Raw genomic sequence first — 18,328 nt, 5'->3', positions numbered from 1 at the left:
AAAAGAGACCGTTTATAGGATGTGAAAAGCGCACCGCAAGGGGGAGACCTTTTGCAAAGTGTCTATCTTACGGGGAAGCTCCATGTATGTCAGGATCTTTCCTTTAGGATAGGGCTTTGGTGAAGTACAGATTTAAATCGTCATCAGCGCAAACCTGGGTACCGGGGATGACGGGCTGCTGCTTATACATCAAGCCCCTGCCGTCTGGCATATATCCTCTTCTTGCGTATAAGCGCTGTGCACTTCCATAGCTTTGATACATTCCAACGCCTATGCCGACAATCGCATATTTGTTCAAGGCTATGTTCTCGACGGCTTCCATGAGAGCATGACCGATTCCGAGCTTACGTGATGGAGGGATGACGTTAAAATCGTTGATTTCCGGTATGCCATTTTCCTCGAAATAAGGGTAGTCAGAGGTCGCAAGCAGGTGTAAGCTTCCGGCAAACTGACCGCTGTAAAAGGCTAATAAGGTTATCCGTTCACCCGTTAAATTTTGCTCCCAACACTTCAGGATGTATTCCAAAGGTTTGTTAATGTTATGTTCAGTGAAAATACGATACACGAGTTCTACGTCTTCCTTCGTCATGAGTCGAACTTCAATCAGATTCGTCATAGACAATCCTCATTTTATTTTTTGGTAAGGGACCAATACCTTATTAACCATAAGGGCAAGGAGGCACTTCTCAACACAGATTCCCGTGTAGTTATTCGGGCGACATTTTTCTGCGATAAGCTTCATCAACAATGGCTTGTAGACCCTCGGATCGTTTCATAATAAAGGTTTCCCAAAATATTTTGCCCTTTTCTCTTAATTCATCGTCCGTATAGATACCCGTTTCAAACTTTCCCCAGCAGCCATCCTTGGTGAGCTTATCCCATCCCATGTAATCTGCATATAAACGATGCTGCGGCGGAATATCTGAGCCCATAGAACCTGGTTTGACGTGCTCCGGGCAGAGCCACATTGCGGTGCAAACAGACAATAACCCGCCGTGCATCTCATCTAACCCTTCGAGACCTGAGGCTCGTGCTGCTGCTTCCCACGCATGATGTTGATTGTGGTTAGGTGCGATCAGAAGTATTTGCGGGTATTTATAATTCATATGCTTAATAAAAGCACTCTCCCAATATGCGCCCCCATGCCCGCTGCAAATCACAAACTTGGTGAAGCCTTGCCTTGCCAAATTGATAACGATCTCTTCCAGCATAGCAGTTAACACATTGGGACTAACCGTTACCGTCCCCTTATAGCTGGCATGCTCCTCAGAAGTGTTAAATGGAAGTGTCGGCAGGACATATGCGCGCAGCTCTCTGCCATATGCTTCAGCATACAATTGTGCAATTAACGTATCCAAATGCATCGGAAGGAAGGGACCAAACTGCTCCGTCGCGCCTACCGATATAATTGCCGAGTCCGTTCCGCTGTTTGCAACTTCTGTTGTTGTGTTTGTATAACTAAGCATAGTTAACCTTCTTCCAGTATCTAATCCTATCTGTGCTTAATCCAATTGAGGTGGAGCACGGTGGTGTGTGGCTTGTTCAAATCCGTAGGCTAATTTGATTAAAGTAGGTTCACTCCATGCTTTGCCAGAGAAGATGACGCCAAAAGGACCTTTGGTGGAATCACCATCGGAATCGATCACTCCATTCGCTGAGTATCCTGCCGGAACCGTAATCAATGGGTAGCCCAATCGTGCGGCAATATACATCCCATCCACATCCCCAGGCAGCAAGAGTGCATCTAACGAATGAGTGTCTATGGCATAATCAATCCCTTGCAGCAGCGGCAGCTCGGAGTAGGCTTGTTTCTTTTGCAAATAGGTTTGCTCAGTCAGTGTGTTTTCTTCGGATCGGATTAGCGTGTCCTGCCCATATTGTAAAGCTATTTCGGTATGCTTTTCATTATAGGCGATCAATTCTTTCAAAGAGTGAATCGGTGCGGAGTCTGCTAATTGGGATAAGTAATGATTCAAGCCCTTTTTAAATTCATACATAATGACATCATTATTCCAGCTATTTTGTTCAACGTGAAGCGTGACAGGGTCTACGATGGTGACGCCTTCCTGTTTCAAAGTGACAATGGCAGCTTCCATAATAGCAAGTCTTTCCTCGTCTAAATGCTTGTAATAATGTCGGGGAATCCCTATTCGTGCCTGACTTAAAAAGCTTGCATCCAAAAAGGGGGTGTAGTCTGTCAAAGCGCCATTTTCACTCGTTAGCGTAGCCGAATCCTTCTCGTCTATTCCGGTACATGCCCCCAAAATTATCGCAGCATCTGAAACCGTTTTGGCTATAGGTCCAGGGGTATCCTGACTGCTGGATATCGGGATGATTCCAGCTCGACTAATCAATCCGACAGTCGGCTTGATTCCTACAAGAAAGCTTTGACTTGCTGGGCCAACAATAGAGCCTGCTGTTTCCGTTCCGATCGCGGCCGCGCCCAGATTTGCCGCAACAGCCGCTGCTGATCCCGAACTGGAGCCGCTAACGAATAGCTCGCCGGGACCATATGGGTTTAACACATACCCGCCTCGTGAGCTGTATCCCGCTGGCATCCGGCTGGACATAAAATTGGACCATTCCGTCATATTCGCTTTTCCGAGAAGAACGGCGCCTGCCGAACGAAGCTTTGAAGCTATGTATGCATCCGCTGCTGCAAATGATCCAGCCAATGCTACTGATCCTGCACTCGTATGCAGGTTATCCTGAGTATCGATATTATCCTTCAACAGAATGGGTATGCCGTGCAGGCTTCCCCGACTTCCTGTATCTTTACGTTCTTGGTCCAAAGCCCGCGCGATGTGTAAAGCATCGGGATTGATTTCCAATATGGAATTGATGCTCGAATCGTACTTATGTATACGGTCCAAATATTCTTGAACAAGCTCTTCCGAGGTTACGGTTCCTGCTTCCATGGCCGTTTGCAGCTTTGTTATATCTGCTTCTATAATCCATTCATGCACATTTATATTCATTATGGCAGTCCTCCTTTTTACCATGACGTAGTGGAATATGAACTTAAATTGGATGGAACCTCGACAAATAATCTTCCTCCATACTTTGGGTATAGAACTCGATTACATTATTTTCAGTGTCTTTAAAATAAACTCTTTTGTGAATGCCTCTGATGACGATCTTCCTGTCGATATGATGGTTCTCAAGCACTTGAATCGCCGATTCAATCTGGTCAATTCCTACATATAAAGCCAAATGCACGTGAATGCCACCTTCATCAAATAACCCATTCCATAAGGAAACGGAGGAGGCCTTTTGCAAAAGCTCTTGTTCGTTAAACTTTCGTGGCAGCCATAAACCTAAATTTGTGGGTCCTCCAACGTACAGCCATGTAGCCCAAATGTCATTCGCTTCCACTGTAAATTGACCGTCTTGATATCCCCATTGTTGAACAATAGGAAATCCTAATTGGCCAGACCAAAAATCAACAGCACGTTTCATATCGCTAACTTCCAAAACGACCTCTGACACGCCTTGGGCATTTATTTTCATGTGGGCCTCCTGGTCCTTATATGATGATTACACTTGACTCACTTCATAGGCAAAGTTGAAATAATCTTCCGCGCTTCAGCAGCCTGATGAACAATAAAAGATAACACAGAAGCATACCGATTGATTTCAGGGTTGTCTTTTTTCTGAGCACGGCATATAATCCGAAAACACCAATGCAAAGTTAAGCTTATTAAATAACCGAGACGAATCAGCTTCTCATCACCGTTCCAGCCTGCTTCCTGCAACCCTAATATATAATGCGATACGATCTTTTCTTGCAGTTCTACAGCCTTGGCAGGATCAAATTTATAAAATATAAGAGCTTCCCCAACCAAATCAGCGATGTCCTCACCGGCAATGCCAATTCCAGCACAATCCCAATCGATCACTACCGTTTGATCCATTCCCGTGGCATCCTGAGTCAGAAATACATTGCCTGCACTAAAATCACGGTGACAAAAAGTACGAGGCAGACTGTAAAATACATCAAGCAGCTGATCACGCTCAGCCCAAAGCTGTTGTACACCCTCAACAACCTCCATGGATAATCCTGTTTCCTTATTCGTCTGAATCCATGGAATGGCACGTGTCCCCCATTGCGACATGGTTTGTACAAGCCAATATTGTGTACTTAACCACGGATAGGAGGGAAGCGGCTTACCCGTTAAATACGTCCCTTGAAAATGTGCCAAATGACGTGAGATCAAGGCATAATGATCCCCGGATAAATGAATCCCATGATGACCTGAAATGTGTTCTAACCATAACCAAATCTCACCTTGCTGTTTATCTTCCATATTATAACAAACGGGAGCCTTTAAAGTCTTAGGTAATTGATAATATAAATCAGATTGGTACAGCAGCATCTCGCGTCTCCAGCTGTCTGGATCTCCAAATCGTTCATAGGCTTTCTGGATTTTCAGGATGGTTGACCAGCCCGCTTTCTCCAGCTTTGATCCCTTATGCGTCGTTGAGTGGGTGGTATGCTCATTGTAAACTGAAGCCGACTCAGTGTTTGAGGCAATTCGATTAAGGCTGTAGGTACCACTTAGCGCATAAACCTTACCAAGGGTTCCGCCTTGCAATTCACTGGTTTTCCAATCAGTCACATTGGCGGATTCATCCTTCAACATTTTTTGTACTACCTGTGTAAGCATTTGGTTATTTATTGTTGGTAATTCCTCGAGAGACCCCATTTATCATCCTCCTGCATGGTTAGTTTGTCAGTCTGTTATGCATTTGACTTAAGGATATCGCTCGCATGGGGACCTATCAAGGTTATGAATGAATAAAACCAATATATCCGGTTATGGGTGAGTCGAGGATAGGTGAAGGGACGAAGAAAAGACTGCTGAGAATGCTCAACAGTCTGTGGTTTCATTCCATTTTATCATAAAGGTTGCGTATCAAACGTATCCAACATTGTGGAAGCTTAGCGCTTGTGTATAATCGCTTAACCAGCAAAAAAATGCGCAGGCATGCCGACAACGCCAGGCTTCACGCGAAATATACCGCCTGCGTTAGGCTGCTTCGCCAAGGCTTCGTCGGATTGGCGGACACGGGCAGTCGTGATATACAGCTCATCCAGATTTGGTCCACCGAAGGTGCAGGATGACACCTGGGCCACCGGGATCGGTATGGCGCTCAGCATTTCACCCGTATGGGGGTTCCAACGCAATACCTGCCATCCATCCCATTGCGCGATCCACAGCATACCCTCTGCATCAATCGTCATGCCATCCGGAAAGCCTCCGCCCTCAGGAATCGTAATTATGATACGCTGTCCACTTATAGCGCCTGTATCTATATCATAATCGTAAGCGACCACTTGTTTCGTCGGCGAATCAATATAGTACATCGTGCGTCCATCAGGACTCCAGGCAAGTCCGTTGGAAACGGTCACTCCATCAATCATTTTGCGAACAGTATGTTCGGCATCAAGGCAGTATAACGAGCCGACAGGCTCCGCCTCTAATTGACTTGTCGTGCCAGCCCAGAAGCGACCTGCCGGATCACACTTTCCATCGTTAAACCGATTATCCTCCAACTGCTTTTCGGGATCATTGACCAACGTTAATTGCTCTGTCTCCAAATCCAATAGGTAGAGTCCATGCTGGAGTGCCAGCACGACACCGCCAGATTGTCTTGGGACGACAGCACCTACCATTTGCTCCAGCTGAATCGTTCGATCCTCTAACGATTGCGGGTTCAAGATATGTACCCTTTTGCCCATAATATCCACCCAATAGAGCAGACCGCTGCGGTGATCCCAGCAGGGGCCTTCTCCTAATGTAGCTTGAGCATCAACAATTAATTCTACCTGCGGCTGTACCATTCAAGTAATCCTCCCGATAATGGATTTGAGCATGTTCAAGCTGTTTGCAATGCTCTTTTGTGTAGATTATAGCATTAATGTCGGGTAAAATGTTCTACTGCTGTACGACCTATTTGTTATACATTCAGATCGATTAAGGAAATGCACGGGGTATTCCATGTTGCGTGAAACAGGATTATTTTATGCCGCCTCTGTTGGTAAGATATAAGCCGGATCAAAGTTGGGTAAAGTGAGAGAAAGAGAGCAAACGGTCAACGTAAGCGTGATTTCGTACTCTTAAAGCGGTAATAAAACTGGAAAAGGAGAAACTAACGATGGTTAAAACAGCTCTAGCCACTAAATCGAACCAAAAGAAACTGCTTTTTGGCGTTGGTCTCAGCTGGCTGTTTGACGCGATGGACGTGGGCATTATATCGTTTATTGCAGCTGCGCTGGCGGTAGAATGGAGCCTGGGCGCCGAGCAGGTTGGACTGTTGGCTGCTATCAATTCAATCGGGATGGCTGTGGGAGCCGCCGTTGCCGGATCGCTTGCAGACAAGTACGGTCGCAGGACAGTGCTGCTGTGGACGCTGCTTATCTTCTCGATATCGAGCGGATTGTCAGCGCTGGCAGCTAGTTTTACGGTACTTTGCGTGCTTCGCTTCACAGCAGGCTTCGGACTTGGAGGCGAGCTTCCAGTTGCTTCGACACTGGTTTCCGAATCGATGCCCGTCCAAGAAAGGGGGCGTGCGGTTGTGCTACTGGAGAGCTTCTGGGCTTGCGGATGGATCGTTGCGGCGCTTATCTCTTATTTCATCATCCCCGATTATGGATGGAGGATGGCCTTTGCAATCGGCGCGATTCCGGCGATATACGCCTTGTATTTGAGGCGGGCGATTCAGGATTCACCTCGCTTTACAGGGCAGCGCGGCCACATATTGTCGTTCCGGGAACGTGTAGCGGCCTCTTGGTCGCCGAAGTACCGAAGATCGACAGTCACCTTGTGGATATTGTGGTTTACGGTCGTATTTTCGTATTACGGCATGTTTTTATGGCTGCCCACAGTAGTGATGCTCAAAGGCTTCGGACTTGTAAAAAGCTTTCAATACGTGCTGATCATGACGCTGGCACAGTTGCCCGGATATTTTACTGCCGCCTATTTCATTGAGAAGTTCGGACGAAAGTTTGTGCTGGTTACTTATCTGCTGCTGACAGCGGTAAGCGCAGTGTGTTTTGGAAATGCGGATACGGTTGGCATGCTGATAGCATCAGGTATATGCCTTTCCTTTTTTAACCTTGGGGCATGGGGGGCCATGTATGCCTATACGCCGGAGCTGTACCCAACTGCTGTTCGTTCCACTGGAGTAGGTCTTGCCGCTTCCTTCGGTCGTATTGGCGGTGTTCTTGGGCCGTATCTTGTGGGTATGCTGGTTGCCCGCCACGTAGCGATGACTACGATCTTCACTATATTTTTTGTTGCGATTGTGATTGGGGCGGGTACTGTGCTGTTTTTGGGGAAAGAAACAAAGGGGACGGATCTGGACAGCGAAACGGATAATCCATAAGGCACAACGGGTGGCAACAACAGGTCTATGGCTCTACGTTCACTTTTAATGGCTGAGTAGTCTTATTTAAGTGGAAGAGGGGAATCTGGACACGGAAGTTAGAAAAGCCTCTCCCTCTAAAAGTGGTTGAAGGATCAGGGGAAGATTCGTTATTATGAAGTAAGAGGACTGGTGCTATCGGCAGGACAGCCTTCAGACGCATGAAAGAAGGGATGGATACAAATGAAAACAATTGTATGTGAACAACCGGATCAATTCGTACTGAAGGAAAAGGACCTGCCGACAGCAGGAACGGATCAAGCGCTGGTGAGAATACGCAGGATCGGCATTTGCGGAACGGATCTGCATGCTTACAAAGGACGACAGCCCTTTTTCTCTTATCCGCGGGTGCTCGGGCATGAGCTTTCGGGAGAAATCATGGAAATTGGACCCAACGATGAGGGTCTGCAAGCAGGTGACCCTGTTGTCATCATCCCCTACATGCATTGTGGCTCCTGCATTGCTTGCCGAAACGGTAAGACCAACTGCTGTACCAAGCTGGATTTAATAGGTGTACATAGTGATGGGGGCATGTGTGAGGTGATTGCCCATCCGGTTTCCCTGCTTATGAAGGCAGACGGAATCAGTCTGGAGCAGGCGGCAATCGTCGAATGTCTTAGCATTGGTGCGCATGCTGTCCGGCGCTCTGAGCTAAAACCACAGGAAAACGTACTGGTCATCGGTTCGGGACCGATCGGATTGGGTGTCATGAAATTTGCCAAGCTCGCTGGCGCCAGAGTCATGGCTATGGACATTAACGACGAGAGATTGGCCTATTGCTCACACTGGGCACCGGTGGATGATACGATCAACGCACTGCACAATCCTTTGGAGCGATTGCTGGCTTTGACGGAAGGGGAGCTGCCAGCGGTTGTATTCGATGCGACCGGTAATGCGCAGTCGATGATGGATGCTTTTCAATATACGGCTCACGGCGGTAAGCTGGTTTTTGTAGGGCTGGTTAAACAGGAGCTGACCTTTAACGATCCCGAGTTTCACAAGCGCGAAATGACCTTGTTAAGCAGCCGTAACGCAGCAAGAGTGGATTTTCAAAAGGTGATGCAGGCGATGGCTGACGGTCTGATTGATACCGATTCCTATATTACCCACCGCTGCCCGTTTGATGCTATGATCGGGGAATTTGATTCATGGCTAAAGCCGGAAACGGGAGTAATTAAAGCGATGGTGGAGCTGTGACGAATAACTCATAGTCCTTCTATATAAGCTGTCCTCCCCTAGGGAAGCGGCTTTTTGTGCTGTGGGAAGGCGGCTCGTTTTCCCAAAACACTTACCGTTATGGTATAATCAATAGCGCTTCGACACTGTGCAGTTTCTCCGGTACCGAGTCTCTAATGGTACTTCATCGCAGGTGAGAAGCGAGATATTCACCGGTTAACGGTATCGCCCGAAGGGAGAGCGGAAGTCATTATTCGTTATTGGTTGACGGGCCTTCTTATATGCGTAATAGGCCTTACGATTGTTCAAGAATTCGACAAGCGCGATGCGCATTATACCGATCAGGTAGCTGTTCTTATGTACCATCATCTTCATGATGAAGATACGAGCTCAGGTACGATCAAGCCTGAGCTGTTCAGGGAGCAGCTTACTTATTTGCAAAGCAAGGGGCATCACTTCATTACCCTCGATCAATTCAAAAAGTTTCTCGGCGGTGCCAAGGTTCCCGATAATGCCGTACTTGTTACATTTGATGATGGCTACGAGAGCTTTTACACGCTGGGCGTTCCCATATTGAAGCAGCTGCAGATACCGGCAGTCAATTTTATTATTACAGAGACGTTGGATCACCCGCAGGAGGATATTCCGCCGAAGATGTCGCGGGAGCAGATAACCGCCATGAGCACGGACTCTGATTTGATAGATGCTGAGTGCCATACGCATGCATTTCACGGAAAACGTGAGGATGGAAAAGCATATCTAATACAGGAAACGGGCGAAACGGATCAGCAATACATAGATAGAATGATTTCCGATACCCAGACCTGTATTGCGAATGTGGAGCAGGCTGCACCGCACCCGGTTGATACGATGGCGTACCCTTTTGGCATTTCTGATAAAAATACAACTACAGCCGTTCAGGCGGCCGGTATACGATATGGCTTTACGATCCAGCCTTTGATGGCGACCCGAGGCGTAGATCCGTATAGGATTCCGCGTATTAACGCAGGTGCTCCGCAAGTGTCCCCACAAGGCTTGGAAGCGATGATTGCCCAAAAGGTTGTTGTTGTCCGGAAAACGCCATAATTCAGAGCTGTGTATAGGCCTTTCGGTGTGCGATAAGCACCAGGAGGCCTTTTTCGTATTGCCAAATGCTGTTACCCAGAGTACGATTAAGCATTTTGTTGGAATCTTCGCTCCAAATACAAATAGGACACCGGATAAAATCCAGTATCCCTGGGAGCTAAAATCCTTAATAAAAAGTCACTTCACAGTTAGACCCCAACGGAATCAACTCGTAAAGATAATTGTACATGAGCTCTTGATCCAACTGATCTATAGATGTATTTGAATGAAAATCAAAATGAATGATTCCCTTTGAGGAATCATATCGGTTAAATGTCAACCGACCGCAGGGGAATAGCTGGTGGAATAGAGTGATGATGCCATCTTGATCTAACTTTCTGTTTAGAGCCGTTTTCACTAGGGCATCGGGTAGTCCATTTACTTGAACTTGGGGGACCTTGTCGGATTGAACCATGTTGTACGATTTCACTTTAAAGCAAATGTACGGATGTAAATGATCGGAGGCAAACAATTTCAAGCTGCGTATTTCCTTGGGAGGTAATTGCAAGTCCTCATTCCACGCATAGATACTAGCTGAATAATTGCCATCCGTATGGATTCTTACGTATCTCAATTGTGGAAAACGCTTCTTTACTAATTGCTCTGACAATAAACGGGTCCTCATGTTGATTCACCTCATTTTCTCTTGAATTTCACAGATACCATGTCAGCGCTTTCAATAATTCTGAAAAAGAAGGGCAGCTGCCCTTAATTAGATAAAGGCAGCTGCCTCATGCTATTCAATTTCTGGTATAGATAAACCAAGACCTGCTGCCACGCCTTTTCCATACTCAGGATCCGCTTTATAGAAATGTCTGATTTGTCTCAGCTTAATTTCATCCTTCTCAACAGGCTTCATAGCACCAACAATCGTTTGAACCAGACGCGCGCGTTCTTCTACACTTAACAGACGATATAAGTCTCCGGCTTGCGTATAGTGGTCGTTATGATCGTAAGCAACGCTATCTGCTGCACCAGAAACCTCGTAGGGGGCTGGCTTATCAGCAGATGTTTCTGTCGGTCCGCTGAAGCTGTTAGGCTCGTAGTAAACGGAGCTTCCCCCGTTGTTATCAGCACGCATTTGTCCATCCCTTTGGTAGTTGTTTACTTCATTCTTGGGACGGTTAATGGGCAGACTATTATGGTTTGCACCCACACGGTAACGATGAGCATCTGCATAAGCGAAAAGACGACCCTGCAGCATTTTATCCGGTGATACCTCAATCCCAGGTACGAGTGTTCCAGGGGAGAAGGTTGCTTGCTCCACTTCGGCAAAATAATTTTCCGGATTTCTATCCAACACCATCCGACCTACTTCAATTAATGGGTAGTCCTTTTGCGACCATACCTTGGTAACATCGAACGGATCAAACCGATACGTGTTTGCATCCTCCAACGGCATGATCTGAACACAGAGTCTCCATGCTGGGAAATCGCCTTGGTCAATAGCATTGAAAAGATCTTCCGTGTGATAATCCGCATTCTCTCCTGCGAGTTGTGCAGCTACATCCGGCGCCAAATTCTGAACGCCTTGTTCGGTTTTAAAGTGATATTTTACCCATACGCCTTGACCTTCGGCATTCACCCATTTGAAGGTGTGACTTCCAAAACCGTGCATATGTCGAAGGGTTGCCGGAATACCGCGATCGGACATGAGGATGGTTACTTGATGCAAAGATTCAGGAGATAAGGACCAGAAATCCCAGACTGCATTCGGGTTTTTCAAGTGTGTTTGGGGATGACGTTTTTGTGTATGAATAAAGTCAGGAAATTTGATCGCATCACGGATGAAAAACACAGGGGTGTTATTCCCTACCAAGTCATAATTGCCTTCCTCCGTATAAAATTTCACAGCGAAGCCGCGTGGATCACGAACCGTATCCGAAGAACCATTCTCCCCAGCAACCGTAGAAAAACGAATGAACATCGGCGTACGCTTCCCAACCTCAGATAAAAAGTCGGCTTTCGTATATTTCGTTAAATCTTGAGTCACCTCAAAATAACCATGTGCGCCTGCTCCTTTGGCATGAACTACACGTTCGGGAACACGTTCTCTATTGAAATGCGCGAGCTTTTCTAATAGATGTACATCTTGAATAAGTGTTGGTCCTCTCGAACCGGCTGTCATTGAGTTCTGGTTGTCCCCAACTGGCGCTCCCCAACTCGTCGTAAGCTTGTTTTGGTCTGCTGTCATAATAGAATCACCTCGTATTTTTGATTTGTAAGTACACCGTTGAATCTGTTATCAGTATAGAGCAGAAAAAAAAGAGTTACATGAAGATACTATGAAAGTTGAATGAGGCTCGGCCATGTGGCCAACCTTAATTACTTGATTTATATTTATTCAAAAAAAACTTGTTCATGCTTCCTATGTAAACAAATCTTTATGAGGATAGTTCTCCTTTTGGGCGAATAGAGATTTAAGCTCGTTTAAGAGGGGGAATACGATGAAAATCATTCATCTGATAGCGGTCACAACAAGCTCAGCGGTTGCAGGTAATTCAGATAAATTTAGTGACTTATACATATAATGGGAGTATAATCATAGAACAAATGTTCTGAAATTAAGAGGGAGGGAAATATGCCATACATACAGGTTAAGGACTTGGAGATGTTTTATGAGAAAATGGGTAACGGGGAATCGGTTATCTTTTTGCATAGTGGTTATTCGCGGGGTATCTTGGCTTTTGCAAGTCAAATGCTTGATTTCCAACGAAAATTCACCTGTTATTTCCCGGATTTTAGAGGGCATGGTAGAACAAGATGTGAGTCCTTAGCATGGAGCAGCCCCCAACTCGCAGATGACATGGTGGAATTTATGAATCAGCTGAATATCTCAAAAGCTCATTTGATTAGTTACAGCTTGGGGTCAAATGTTGGTTTTTATATGGCTGTTCATCATCCCGAGAGAGTGGCTACACTCACTACGATAGGCACTGGTGGTTTTTGCGATCCAACAGGGGTCGAAGAATTTGAACCGGAATGGCTTATTCAAACAGAAAAACACGACTTCATTAATCAAATGATCGAACGCCATGGGGAAGCGCACAGAGGCAACTGGCAAGCGTATATGCGGCAAAGTGCAATAGATTGGCGGCTGTACCCCAGTCTTACAGAAGAGCAGATCAGCAGTATCCGTTGTCCAGCGTTATTTATTACAGGGGAGCATGACCCATTCGCTGGTGAAGAGAGGGTCAAACAATTGAGCTCGCTCGTAAATCAATCCCGTTATCTTGTAGTACCAGGCGGCAGTCATAGACCTCATATGTTAAGGGAAAGTCCGATTTTAGTGAATGATTCGATACTTGAATTTGTAGGTTCCAACCCGATTGAGATATCAGGAATGTCTAGAACAGTGGACGATAAAATATTTCTCCTTACGGGTAAGCCAGGATTGGGAAAAACAACTTTAATTAAAAAGATCATAAATGAAATAGGTGCTGATAATTGTGGTGGATTTTACACAGAGGAAATACGAGATGGAGACATTCGAATCGGTTTTACATGTGTAAGTCTTGACGGAGAGAGGCAAGAACTTGCTAATGTGAATAGCAGCAGCTCTATTAGAATGGGAAGGTATGGCATTGACATAAGTAACTTTGAGAACGTTATTTTAAAATCGGTTCAAGATTCATTGAAGTCGAAGAAAATAACGATTATTGATGAAGTCGGTTTTATGCAAATGTTATCTATTCCATTTCAACAATTGATGTATAGCATCGTTTCTGAAAATAGTTCCATCATTTTAGGTACGGTTCCTTTAGATAGCCATCCAGAAATCGACACCTTGAAAAGGCTTCCTGGGGTGAAAATCATCAGGCTCAATGAAGAGAACCGTGATGGTATCGCCGAGTTTGTAGTCGAAGATATTTTAAAGGTAGTATCAGACCTATAAACCCAAAAAATGTGAGGAGAGATGGTATGACCAACAGTCCGATAACCAATCGAATAGGTGCTGTGTTTATACATGTGACGGATATGCCAAAAGCAATTCAATGGTACAGTGAACTGCTTGGATTGCCAATTCACTCGGATAGTCATGAAGGAACCATTTATAGCCTACAGATGGAGGGCGGGTCAGATCTGTTACTAGACAGCAACCGTAGAGAGCATACAAGCTACATGACGAAGACCCAATTATTTTTTGAAACGAAAAGCTTATCAGAATCCTATCAATTTGTAAAAGAAAAGGGAATTGAAATCGTAACGGAGATCGAAGTGCATGAGAACATCTCGTTCTTCACCTTCAAGGATCCCGATGGCAACATATTAATGATCTGTGAGGATAAAAGAAAGCTATAGCAGGTATGGCATGTAGGTCTGGTTAACTGGATAAGCAGAGTATCCTCTCTTAGACATGTATGGGCTCGTGGGCACATTGTGATGATTCTATAGACGGGTTATAGTTTACAATAGAGCTATAAACTTAGTGACCCTGAGGGAGTGACGTTGATGACTAACGTATTTGTGATTTCCGATCATCATTTTGGCCATACGAATATTATTGACTTTGAATCGAGACCTTTCAGTGATGCGAATGAAATGACCGAGACGATGATTGAGAAGTGGAATGCCGTCGTAGCCAAAGACGATAAGGTGTTTCATCTCGGAGACTTTTCGTTTCTGAATAAGGAAAAGACAGCAAGCATCGTGTCCAGGCTTAACGGGTATAAATATTTGATCCTCGGCAATCATGATCGCGGCCGATCGAGACGTTGGTGGTTGGATGTCGGATTTGATGAGGTGAGCGAGCAGGCTATTGTATATAATGGTTTCTATTTCCTGTCGCATGAGCCGATGTATATGAATAAACATATGCCATATGTTAACATTCATGGTCATATTCATGGACAGAAATACGAGGGAAAGCAGTATATCAATGTGTCAGTGGAGCAGTGGGACTACACGCCAGTTTCGTTCGAGTACATCAAGGCAATGGTCGTCCCCAATGAAGAGCAGTAAAAGAAAATCCTCCAAATACCGTGCGAGCATTACAGCAGCTTAAATCTCTCAAGATGGTGCCACAACTGCTCTTGCTTTAATATTTCTTTCTGTCTCGGACCGATGAGGTCATAATGGGGATAAGGCTGACGGTCATGAATATAGTCCGGGTTCAGGTTATGGGCTTTGCACCAAGCTGTTAGCTTAACCAGATCGGAGCAGCCTACTTTCGTTACGGTGTTTATATTAGGAAAACGTGGATCCAGCCAATAATGCGTAAGAAAAGCGATTTCGCCTCTTGTGACCGCCGCTTTCCATATCTGAAGCTCTGCTCGTTTGATACCGAATGCCATGCTGCATGCTCCTCTTTTCTTAGTTATCTGGACAACCCGTAACAGCTGGTGAATTATCGGGTTATATGGTGAATGTTCATTATACACCATTTCTGTTCGAGCAGACTTCAGACAGTCCCCCAAATGTAAGCCGCGCATTCAGTTCAATATTTTCCTTGCCCTGTTAGTTTAGAAATCATGCATAATTTCCTTTCCTATAAACCAAAATAGTATGGGTGCACTACCAAACCTAACCATTTTGAGGAGGAGATTCACATCCATAACATCGTCCAGCAAGCACGTCAATGCCAGCAAATCGTTCAGCAGTTGATTCAGCAAACTCAGCATTCGAATCAATCCTACCAAATTATGCTTCAGCAGGAACAGCAAAACGCCCAACAGCTGGAGCAGATCGCCCAGCGTGAGCGTCAAACGGTGCAGGCTATTCAAAATGCGCTGCAAAACCATCAGGTTGCGCTTCAACGCATGCAAGAATGCGCTCAATTGTGCTCGCAGCTGGAGCAGGCTGTTCAGGAGGTAACGAATGTGGCTTTTCAATCGCAGACTGGCCATAACCTGCAATCCTATAACCGCAGCTTATATCAGTAGCTTGTAGCAGGGAGCAGTGCTATCATGAACATTTACCTACTGGCCGCTGTATAGGTTTAGTTGGAGTGAGCAGTAAGGTGCATACCGCAAGGCAAGTACATAGCCCTCCCCAAAAGACTATTGGCTCCTGAATAAGGAACCAGTAGTCTTTTTCGTTCCATAGCTTATACGATCAATCCTTGACTGGATTCCTATACAAGGTGCTACTCCAGCTCCAGGACCATTCCAGTTCGGGCTAATACGACACTTACGGGAAGTCCATAATGCTGCTGAACATCAACACCATGCGACATATGGGTAAACACGGTTTGCCTCGGTTTCGTTTCTTGCAGCAGATCGAGAGCTTCGGTCATATCGTAGACGGATCGAGTGTGGATTGCAGATTCTTCTTTATAGAAATTGGTACCGATGATCAATAGCTGTAAGCCGAACAAGGGGGCTTTTTCCTCAGCGTTTAGATGAATTGCATCGGAACAGTAAGCAAAGCGGTACGGCTGATCAGTGTGCTTGTCAAAGCGATAGGCATAAGAAAAGCCATTCTTGCCATGGCACACCTTCCAAGGGCGAATAACCCATTCCCCCCACGGCATACCGCTGCTGCAATCGTGATAATTTAGCTGGTTTTCCAGCCAAGGAAACATCGTGCGAAGCTGGGTCAGCACATCGGCTGGCGCATACACATGACCCTTCATATGGCTGTAACGACAGGCGTCTGCCCATTCGGGAAGTCCGGCAATATGGTCAAAATGCGCATGAGTAATGAGCACATGCTCAAATGTCCTGAGTCCATAATGCTCCATTTGTGTGCGCCACTCGGGACCGCAGTCAATCAATAACTTGCCAACGGACGTATGCAGCAGAGCTGATGAACGGAATCGCCGATTCGTGCCGCTCGTTCTAGCCTCTGTGCATACCCCGCAGGAGCAGTATACTCTGGGAACACCCATTGAATCGCCTGTACCCCATAAGGTCAAGGTATCTGTCACTATTTCCACATTCTTTCCAGCTAATTTAAGTAAAATAAATATAAACTACTTGGTGAGATTTGTACACATAGAGAAACTGTTTTGCAAATCTATAATTTCTAACCAAGCTTGTTTTCCTCTTCCTGGATCCTGCTTACATCCATCTTTTCAAACAATACTTCAGGTGCTTGAATTATTGATTGAGGAGACACCTCGATATATCGCCATTCAGGTTGTGGTAAATTTAAAAATGCTCTGATCTTGTCACAGGAATATGGTAAAAACGGAGTCAGCAGATTCGATAAATTGGCAATAATCTGGATGCAGGTATAGATAGTAGCGCTGCATGCCGTTGGATTCTCTTTAATTTGAAACCATGGTTTACGTTCATCAAAAAACTTATTGGAGGTGCGGATAAAAGCGAATATAGCTTCCAATGCGCCTTTTAGTTTTCCCGCTTCAATTAGATCCCCCACGTGAGCATAGAGTTCTAAGATTTTCATTCTAATCGTGTCGTCCATTTGCGATTCGGGGACCGTACTTTCAAATGACTTCACCACAAACATCAAATTTCTATTGACGAAGTTCCCGAAGGCACCCAGAAGCTCACCGTTGTGGCTGTATATAAATTCTCTCCATGAAAAATCGGTATCCCGGTTTTCAGGACCATTGATCGTTAGGAAATACCGTATTGAATCAGGATGATAATGTTCCAACATATAGGGGGCCCATACCGCCCAGTTTCGGCTAGTCGAAAATTTTCTTCCTTCTAAAGTTAAATATTCACTCGAAATGATGCGGTCTGGCAAGTGCAGATTTCCTGTTCCAAGCAAGATGGCAGGAAGAATCAACGTATGGAATGGAATATTATCTTTGCCATGAACGTAGTAAGCAGTGGTATCAGCTGACCAAAACGTTTCCCAATCGGTATCGTTGATCTCTGCCCAATGCATACTTGCGGACAAATACCCACTGACGGCTTCAATCCAAACGTATATTTTTTTACCTTCAAATCCTTCAATAGGCACATCCACTCCCCAAGACAGATCTCTAGTCGCGGATCGATCATGAAGCCCTTCATTTAAGTATCTTTGGGTGAGATGAACGGCATTCGCTCGCCAGCCCGCTGCTTGCTCAGCATACTGCTCCAGCTTATCTTGAAATTTAGACAGTGCAAGGAAATAATGCTCGGTGTAACGAGTGGTTGGACTGCCTTGGCACAATTTGCATTTTTTATGATGCAGTTCTATGGGATCCAGCAGCGCAGAGCAATAATCGCATTGATCACCGCGGGCAACTTGACCGCAATGCGGACATACGCCTTCTACGTAACGATCGGGTAAAAACTGATCACAATCTACGCAATAGGTTTGCTCGACGCTTTTTTTATAGATGAATCCATTCGCCAGCAGTTTGAGAAACAATTGCTGAACGACCTCATGATGGAAGGCATCATCCGTTCGTGTGTATAAATCGTAAGAAAAACCCAACTTCTGAAAGCAGCTGACAAATTCGTTGTGATAGCGGTCTGCAATTTCCTTTGGTGTGATTCCTTCCTGATTGGCCTGAATCGAAATCGGCGTTCCGTGACAATCACTACCAGATACGTAGAGAACAGCTTCACCTTTTAACCTGAAATAACGAGCAATAATGTCACCCGGCAGCAAGCTTGCCACGCGTCCTAAATGCAATGAACCGTTTGCGTATGGCCATGCACCACCTATAAAAATACTCATCAATATCAGCCTCCTC

The 18,328-nt window shown here is 45.4% G+C and carries 18 protein-coding genes; 6 read left to right on the top strand and 12 right to left on the bottom strand.

Annotation, left to right across the window (positions count from 1 at the left end; genetic code table 11):
- Positions 1-103: 103 nt before the first annotated feature.
- The 6 genes from BM210_RS20245 to BM210_RS20220 all read right to left on the bottom strand — a co-directional run bounded on the left by BM210_RS20245 (position 104) and on the right by BM210_RS20220 (position 5,845).
- Entirely contained in the window at positions 104-616 is a 513-nt protein-coding gene (locus BM210_RS20245) for a GNAT family N-acetyltransferase (RefSeq protein ID WP_256223858.1), read from the bottom strand.
- A 91-nt stretch (positions 617-707) separates the two neighbouring features.
- Complete coding sequence (locus BM210_RS20240; RefSeq protein ID WP_091172743.1) at positions 708-1,466, bottom strand: creatininase family protein; 759 nt, start codon at positions 1,464-1,466, stop codon at positions 708-710.
- A gap of 36 nt (positions 1,467-1,502) precedes the next feature.
- The gene (locus BM210_RS20235) at positions 1,503-2,978 is read right to left on the bottom strand and encodes an amidase family protein (RefSeq protein ID WP_091172740.1); all 1,476 of its coding nucleotides are present in this window, start codon (positions 2,976-2,978) and stop codon (positions 1,503-1,505) included.
- Positions 2,979-3,021: 43 nt separating this feature from the next.
- Positions 3,022-3,510, bottom strand: coding sequence for a VOC family protein (locus BM210_RS20230; protein WP_091172738.1), 489 nt, complete (start codon positions 3,508-3,510; stop codon positions 3,022-3,024).
- A 38-nt stretch (positions 3,511-3,548) separates the two neighbouring features.
- Positions 3,549-4,706 (bottom strand): aminoglycoside phosphotransferase family protein, encoded by a 1,158-nt coding sequence (locus tag BM210_RS20225; RefSeq protein WP_091172736.1) that lies wholly within the window; start codon positions 4,704-4,706, stop codon positions 3,549-3,551.
- 257 nt (positions 4,707-4,963) lie between these two features.
- The gene (locus tag BM210_RS20220; RefSeq protein WP_091172733.1) at positions 4,964-5,845 is read right to left on the bottom strand and encodes an SMP-30/gluconolactonase/LRE family protein; all 882 of its coding nucleotides are present in this window, start codon (positions 5,843-5,845) and stop codon (positions 4,964-4,966) included.
- A 314-nt stretch (positions 5,846-6,159) separates the two neighbouring features.
- Here BM210_RS20220 and BM210_RS20215 point away from each other — a divergent pair, with 314 nt between their 5' ends.
- The 3 genes from BM210_RS20215 (at position 6,160) to BM210_RS20205 (ending at position 9,690) form a co-directional block, all read left to right on the top strand.
- A complete protein-coding gene (locus BM210_RS20215; RefSeq protein ID WP_091172731.1) occupies positions 6,160-7,389 on the top strand; it encodes an MFS transporter in 1,230 nt (409 codons plus the stop codon).
- Positions 7,390-7,611: 222 nt separating this feature from the next.
- Positions 7,612-8,625 (top strand): zinc-binding alcohol dehydrogenase family protein, encoded by a 1,014-nt coding sequence (locus BM210_RS20210; protein WP_091172729.1) that lies wholly within the window; start codon positions 7,612-7,614, stop codon positions 8,623-8,625.
- A 336-nt stretch (positions 8,626-8,961) separates the two neighbouring features.
- A complete protein-coding gene (locus tag BM210_RS20205; protein ID WP_143101073.1) occupies positions 8,962-9,690 on the top strand; it encodes a polysaccharide deacetylase family protein in 729 nt (242 codons plus the stop codon).
- Positions 9,691-9,856: 166 nt separating this feature from the next.
- On the opposite strand, the gene BM210_RS20200 is transcribed toward BM210_RS20205, so the two are convergent.
- A complete protein-coding gene (locus BM210_RS20200) occupies positions 9,857-10,354 on the bottom strand; it encodes a hypothetical protein (RefSeq protein WP_091172723.1) in 498 nt (165 codons plus the stop codon).
- 111 nt (positions 10,355-10,465) lie between these two features.
- Positions 10,466-11,923, bottom strand: a complete 1,458-nt coding sequence (katA, locus tag BM210_RS20195) for a catalase KatA (protein ID WP_091172722.1) — start codon at positions 11,921-11,923, stop codon at positions 10,466-10,468.
- A gap of 387 nt (positions 11,924-12,310) precedes the next feature.
- On the opposite strand from katA, the gene BM210_RS35770 reads away from it, so the two are divergent.
- From BM210_RS35770 to BM210_RS20175, 3 genes are all read left to right on the top strand, one after another.
- The gene (locus BM210_RS35770; RefSeq protein ID WP_256223857.1) at positions 12,311-13,624 is read left to right on the top strand and encodes an alpha/beta fold hydrolase; all 1,314 of its coding nucleotides are present in this window, start codon (positions 12,311-12,313) and stop codon (positions 13,622-13,624) included.
- A 26-nt stretch (positions 13,625-13,650) separates the two neighbouring features.
- Positions 13,651-14,031: a VOC family protein gene (locus tag BM210_RS20180; RefSeq protein WP_091172719.1), complete on the top strand. Its 381-nt coding sequence runs from the start codon at positions 13,651-13,653 to the stop codon at positions 14,029-14,031.
- 150 nt (positions 14,032-14,181) lie between these two features.
- A complete protein-coding gene (locus BM210_RS20175) occupies positions 14,182-14,691 on the top strand; it encodes a metallophosphoesterase (protein ID WP_091172718.1) in 510 nt (169 codons plus the stop codon).
- 29 nt (positions 14,692-14,720) lie between these two features.
- On the opposite strand, the gene BM210_RS20170 is transcribed toward BM210_RS20175, so the two are convergent.
- The 4 genes from BM210_RS20170 to metG form a co-directional block, all read right to left on the bottom strand.
- Positions 14,721-15,023: a hypothetical protein gene (locus BM210_RS20170; RefSeq protein WP_091172715.1), complete on the bottom strand. Its 303-nt coding sequence runs from the start codon at positions 15,021-15,023 to the stop codon at positions 14,721-14,723.
- A 168-nt stretch (positions 15,024-15,191) separates the two neighbouring features.
- Positions 15,192-15,575: a hypothetical protein gene (locus BM210_RS36295; protein ID WP_218184952.1), complete on the bottom strand. Its 384-nt coding sequence runs from the start codon at positions 15,573-15,575 to the stop codon at positions 15,192-15,194.
- A 239-nt stretch (positions 15,576-15,814) separates the two neighbouring features.
- A complete protein-coding gene (locus BM210_RS20160) occupies positions 15,815-16,600 on the bottom strand; it encodes an MBL fold metallo-hydrolase (RefSeq protein ID WP_256223878.1) in 786 nt (261 codons plus the stop codon).
- Between the two features lie 95 nt (positions 16,601-16,695).
- Positions 16,696-18,312, bottom strand: coding sequence for a methionine--tRNA ligase (metG, locus tag BM210_RS20155; protein WP_256223853.1), 1,617 nt, complete (start codon positions 18,310-18,312; stop codon positions 16,696-16,698).
- Positions 18,313-18,328: the final 16 nt, after the last annotated feature.

This window comes from Paenibacillus sp. 1_12, assembly GCF_900114475.1.
In the GTDB taxonomy this organism is placed as follows: domain Bacteria; phylum Bacillota; class Bacilli; order Paenibacillales; family NBRC-103111; genus Paenibacillus_S.
Note: the sequence above shows the minus strand (reverse complement) of the source record. Positions and strands in the feature narration are given on the sequence as shown.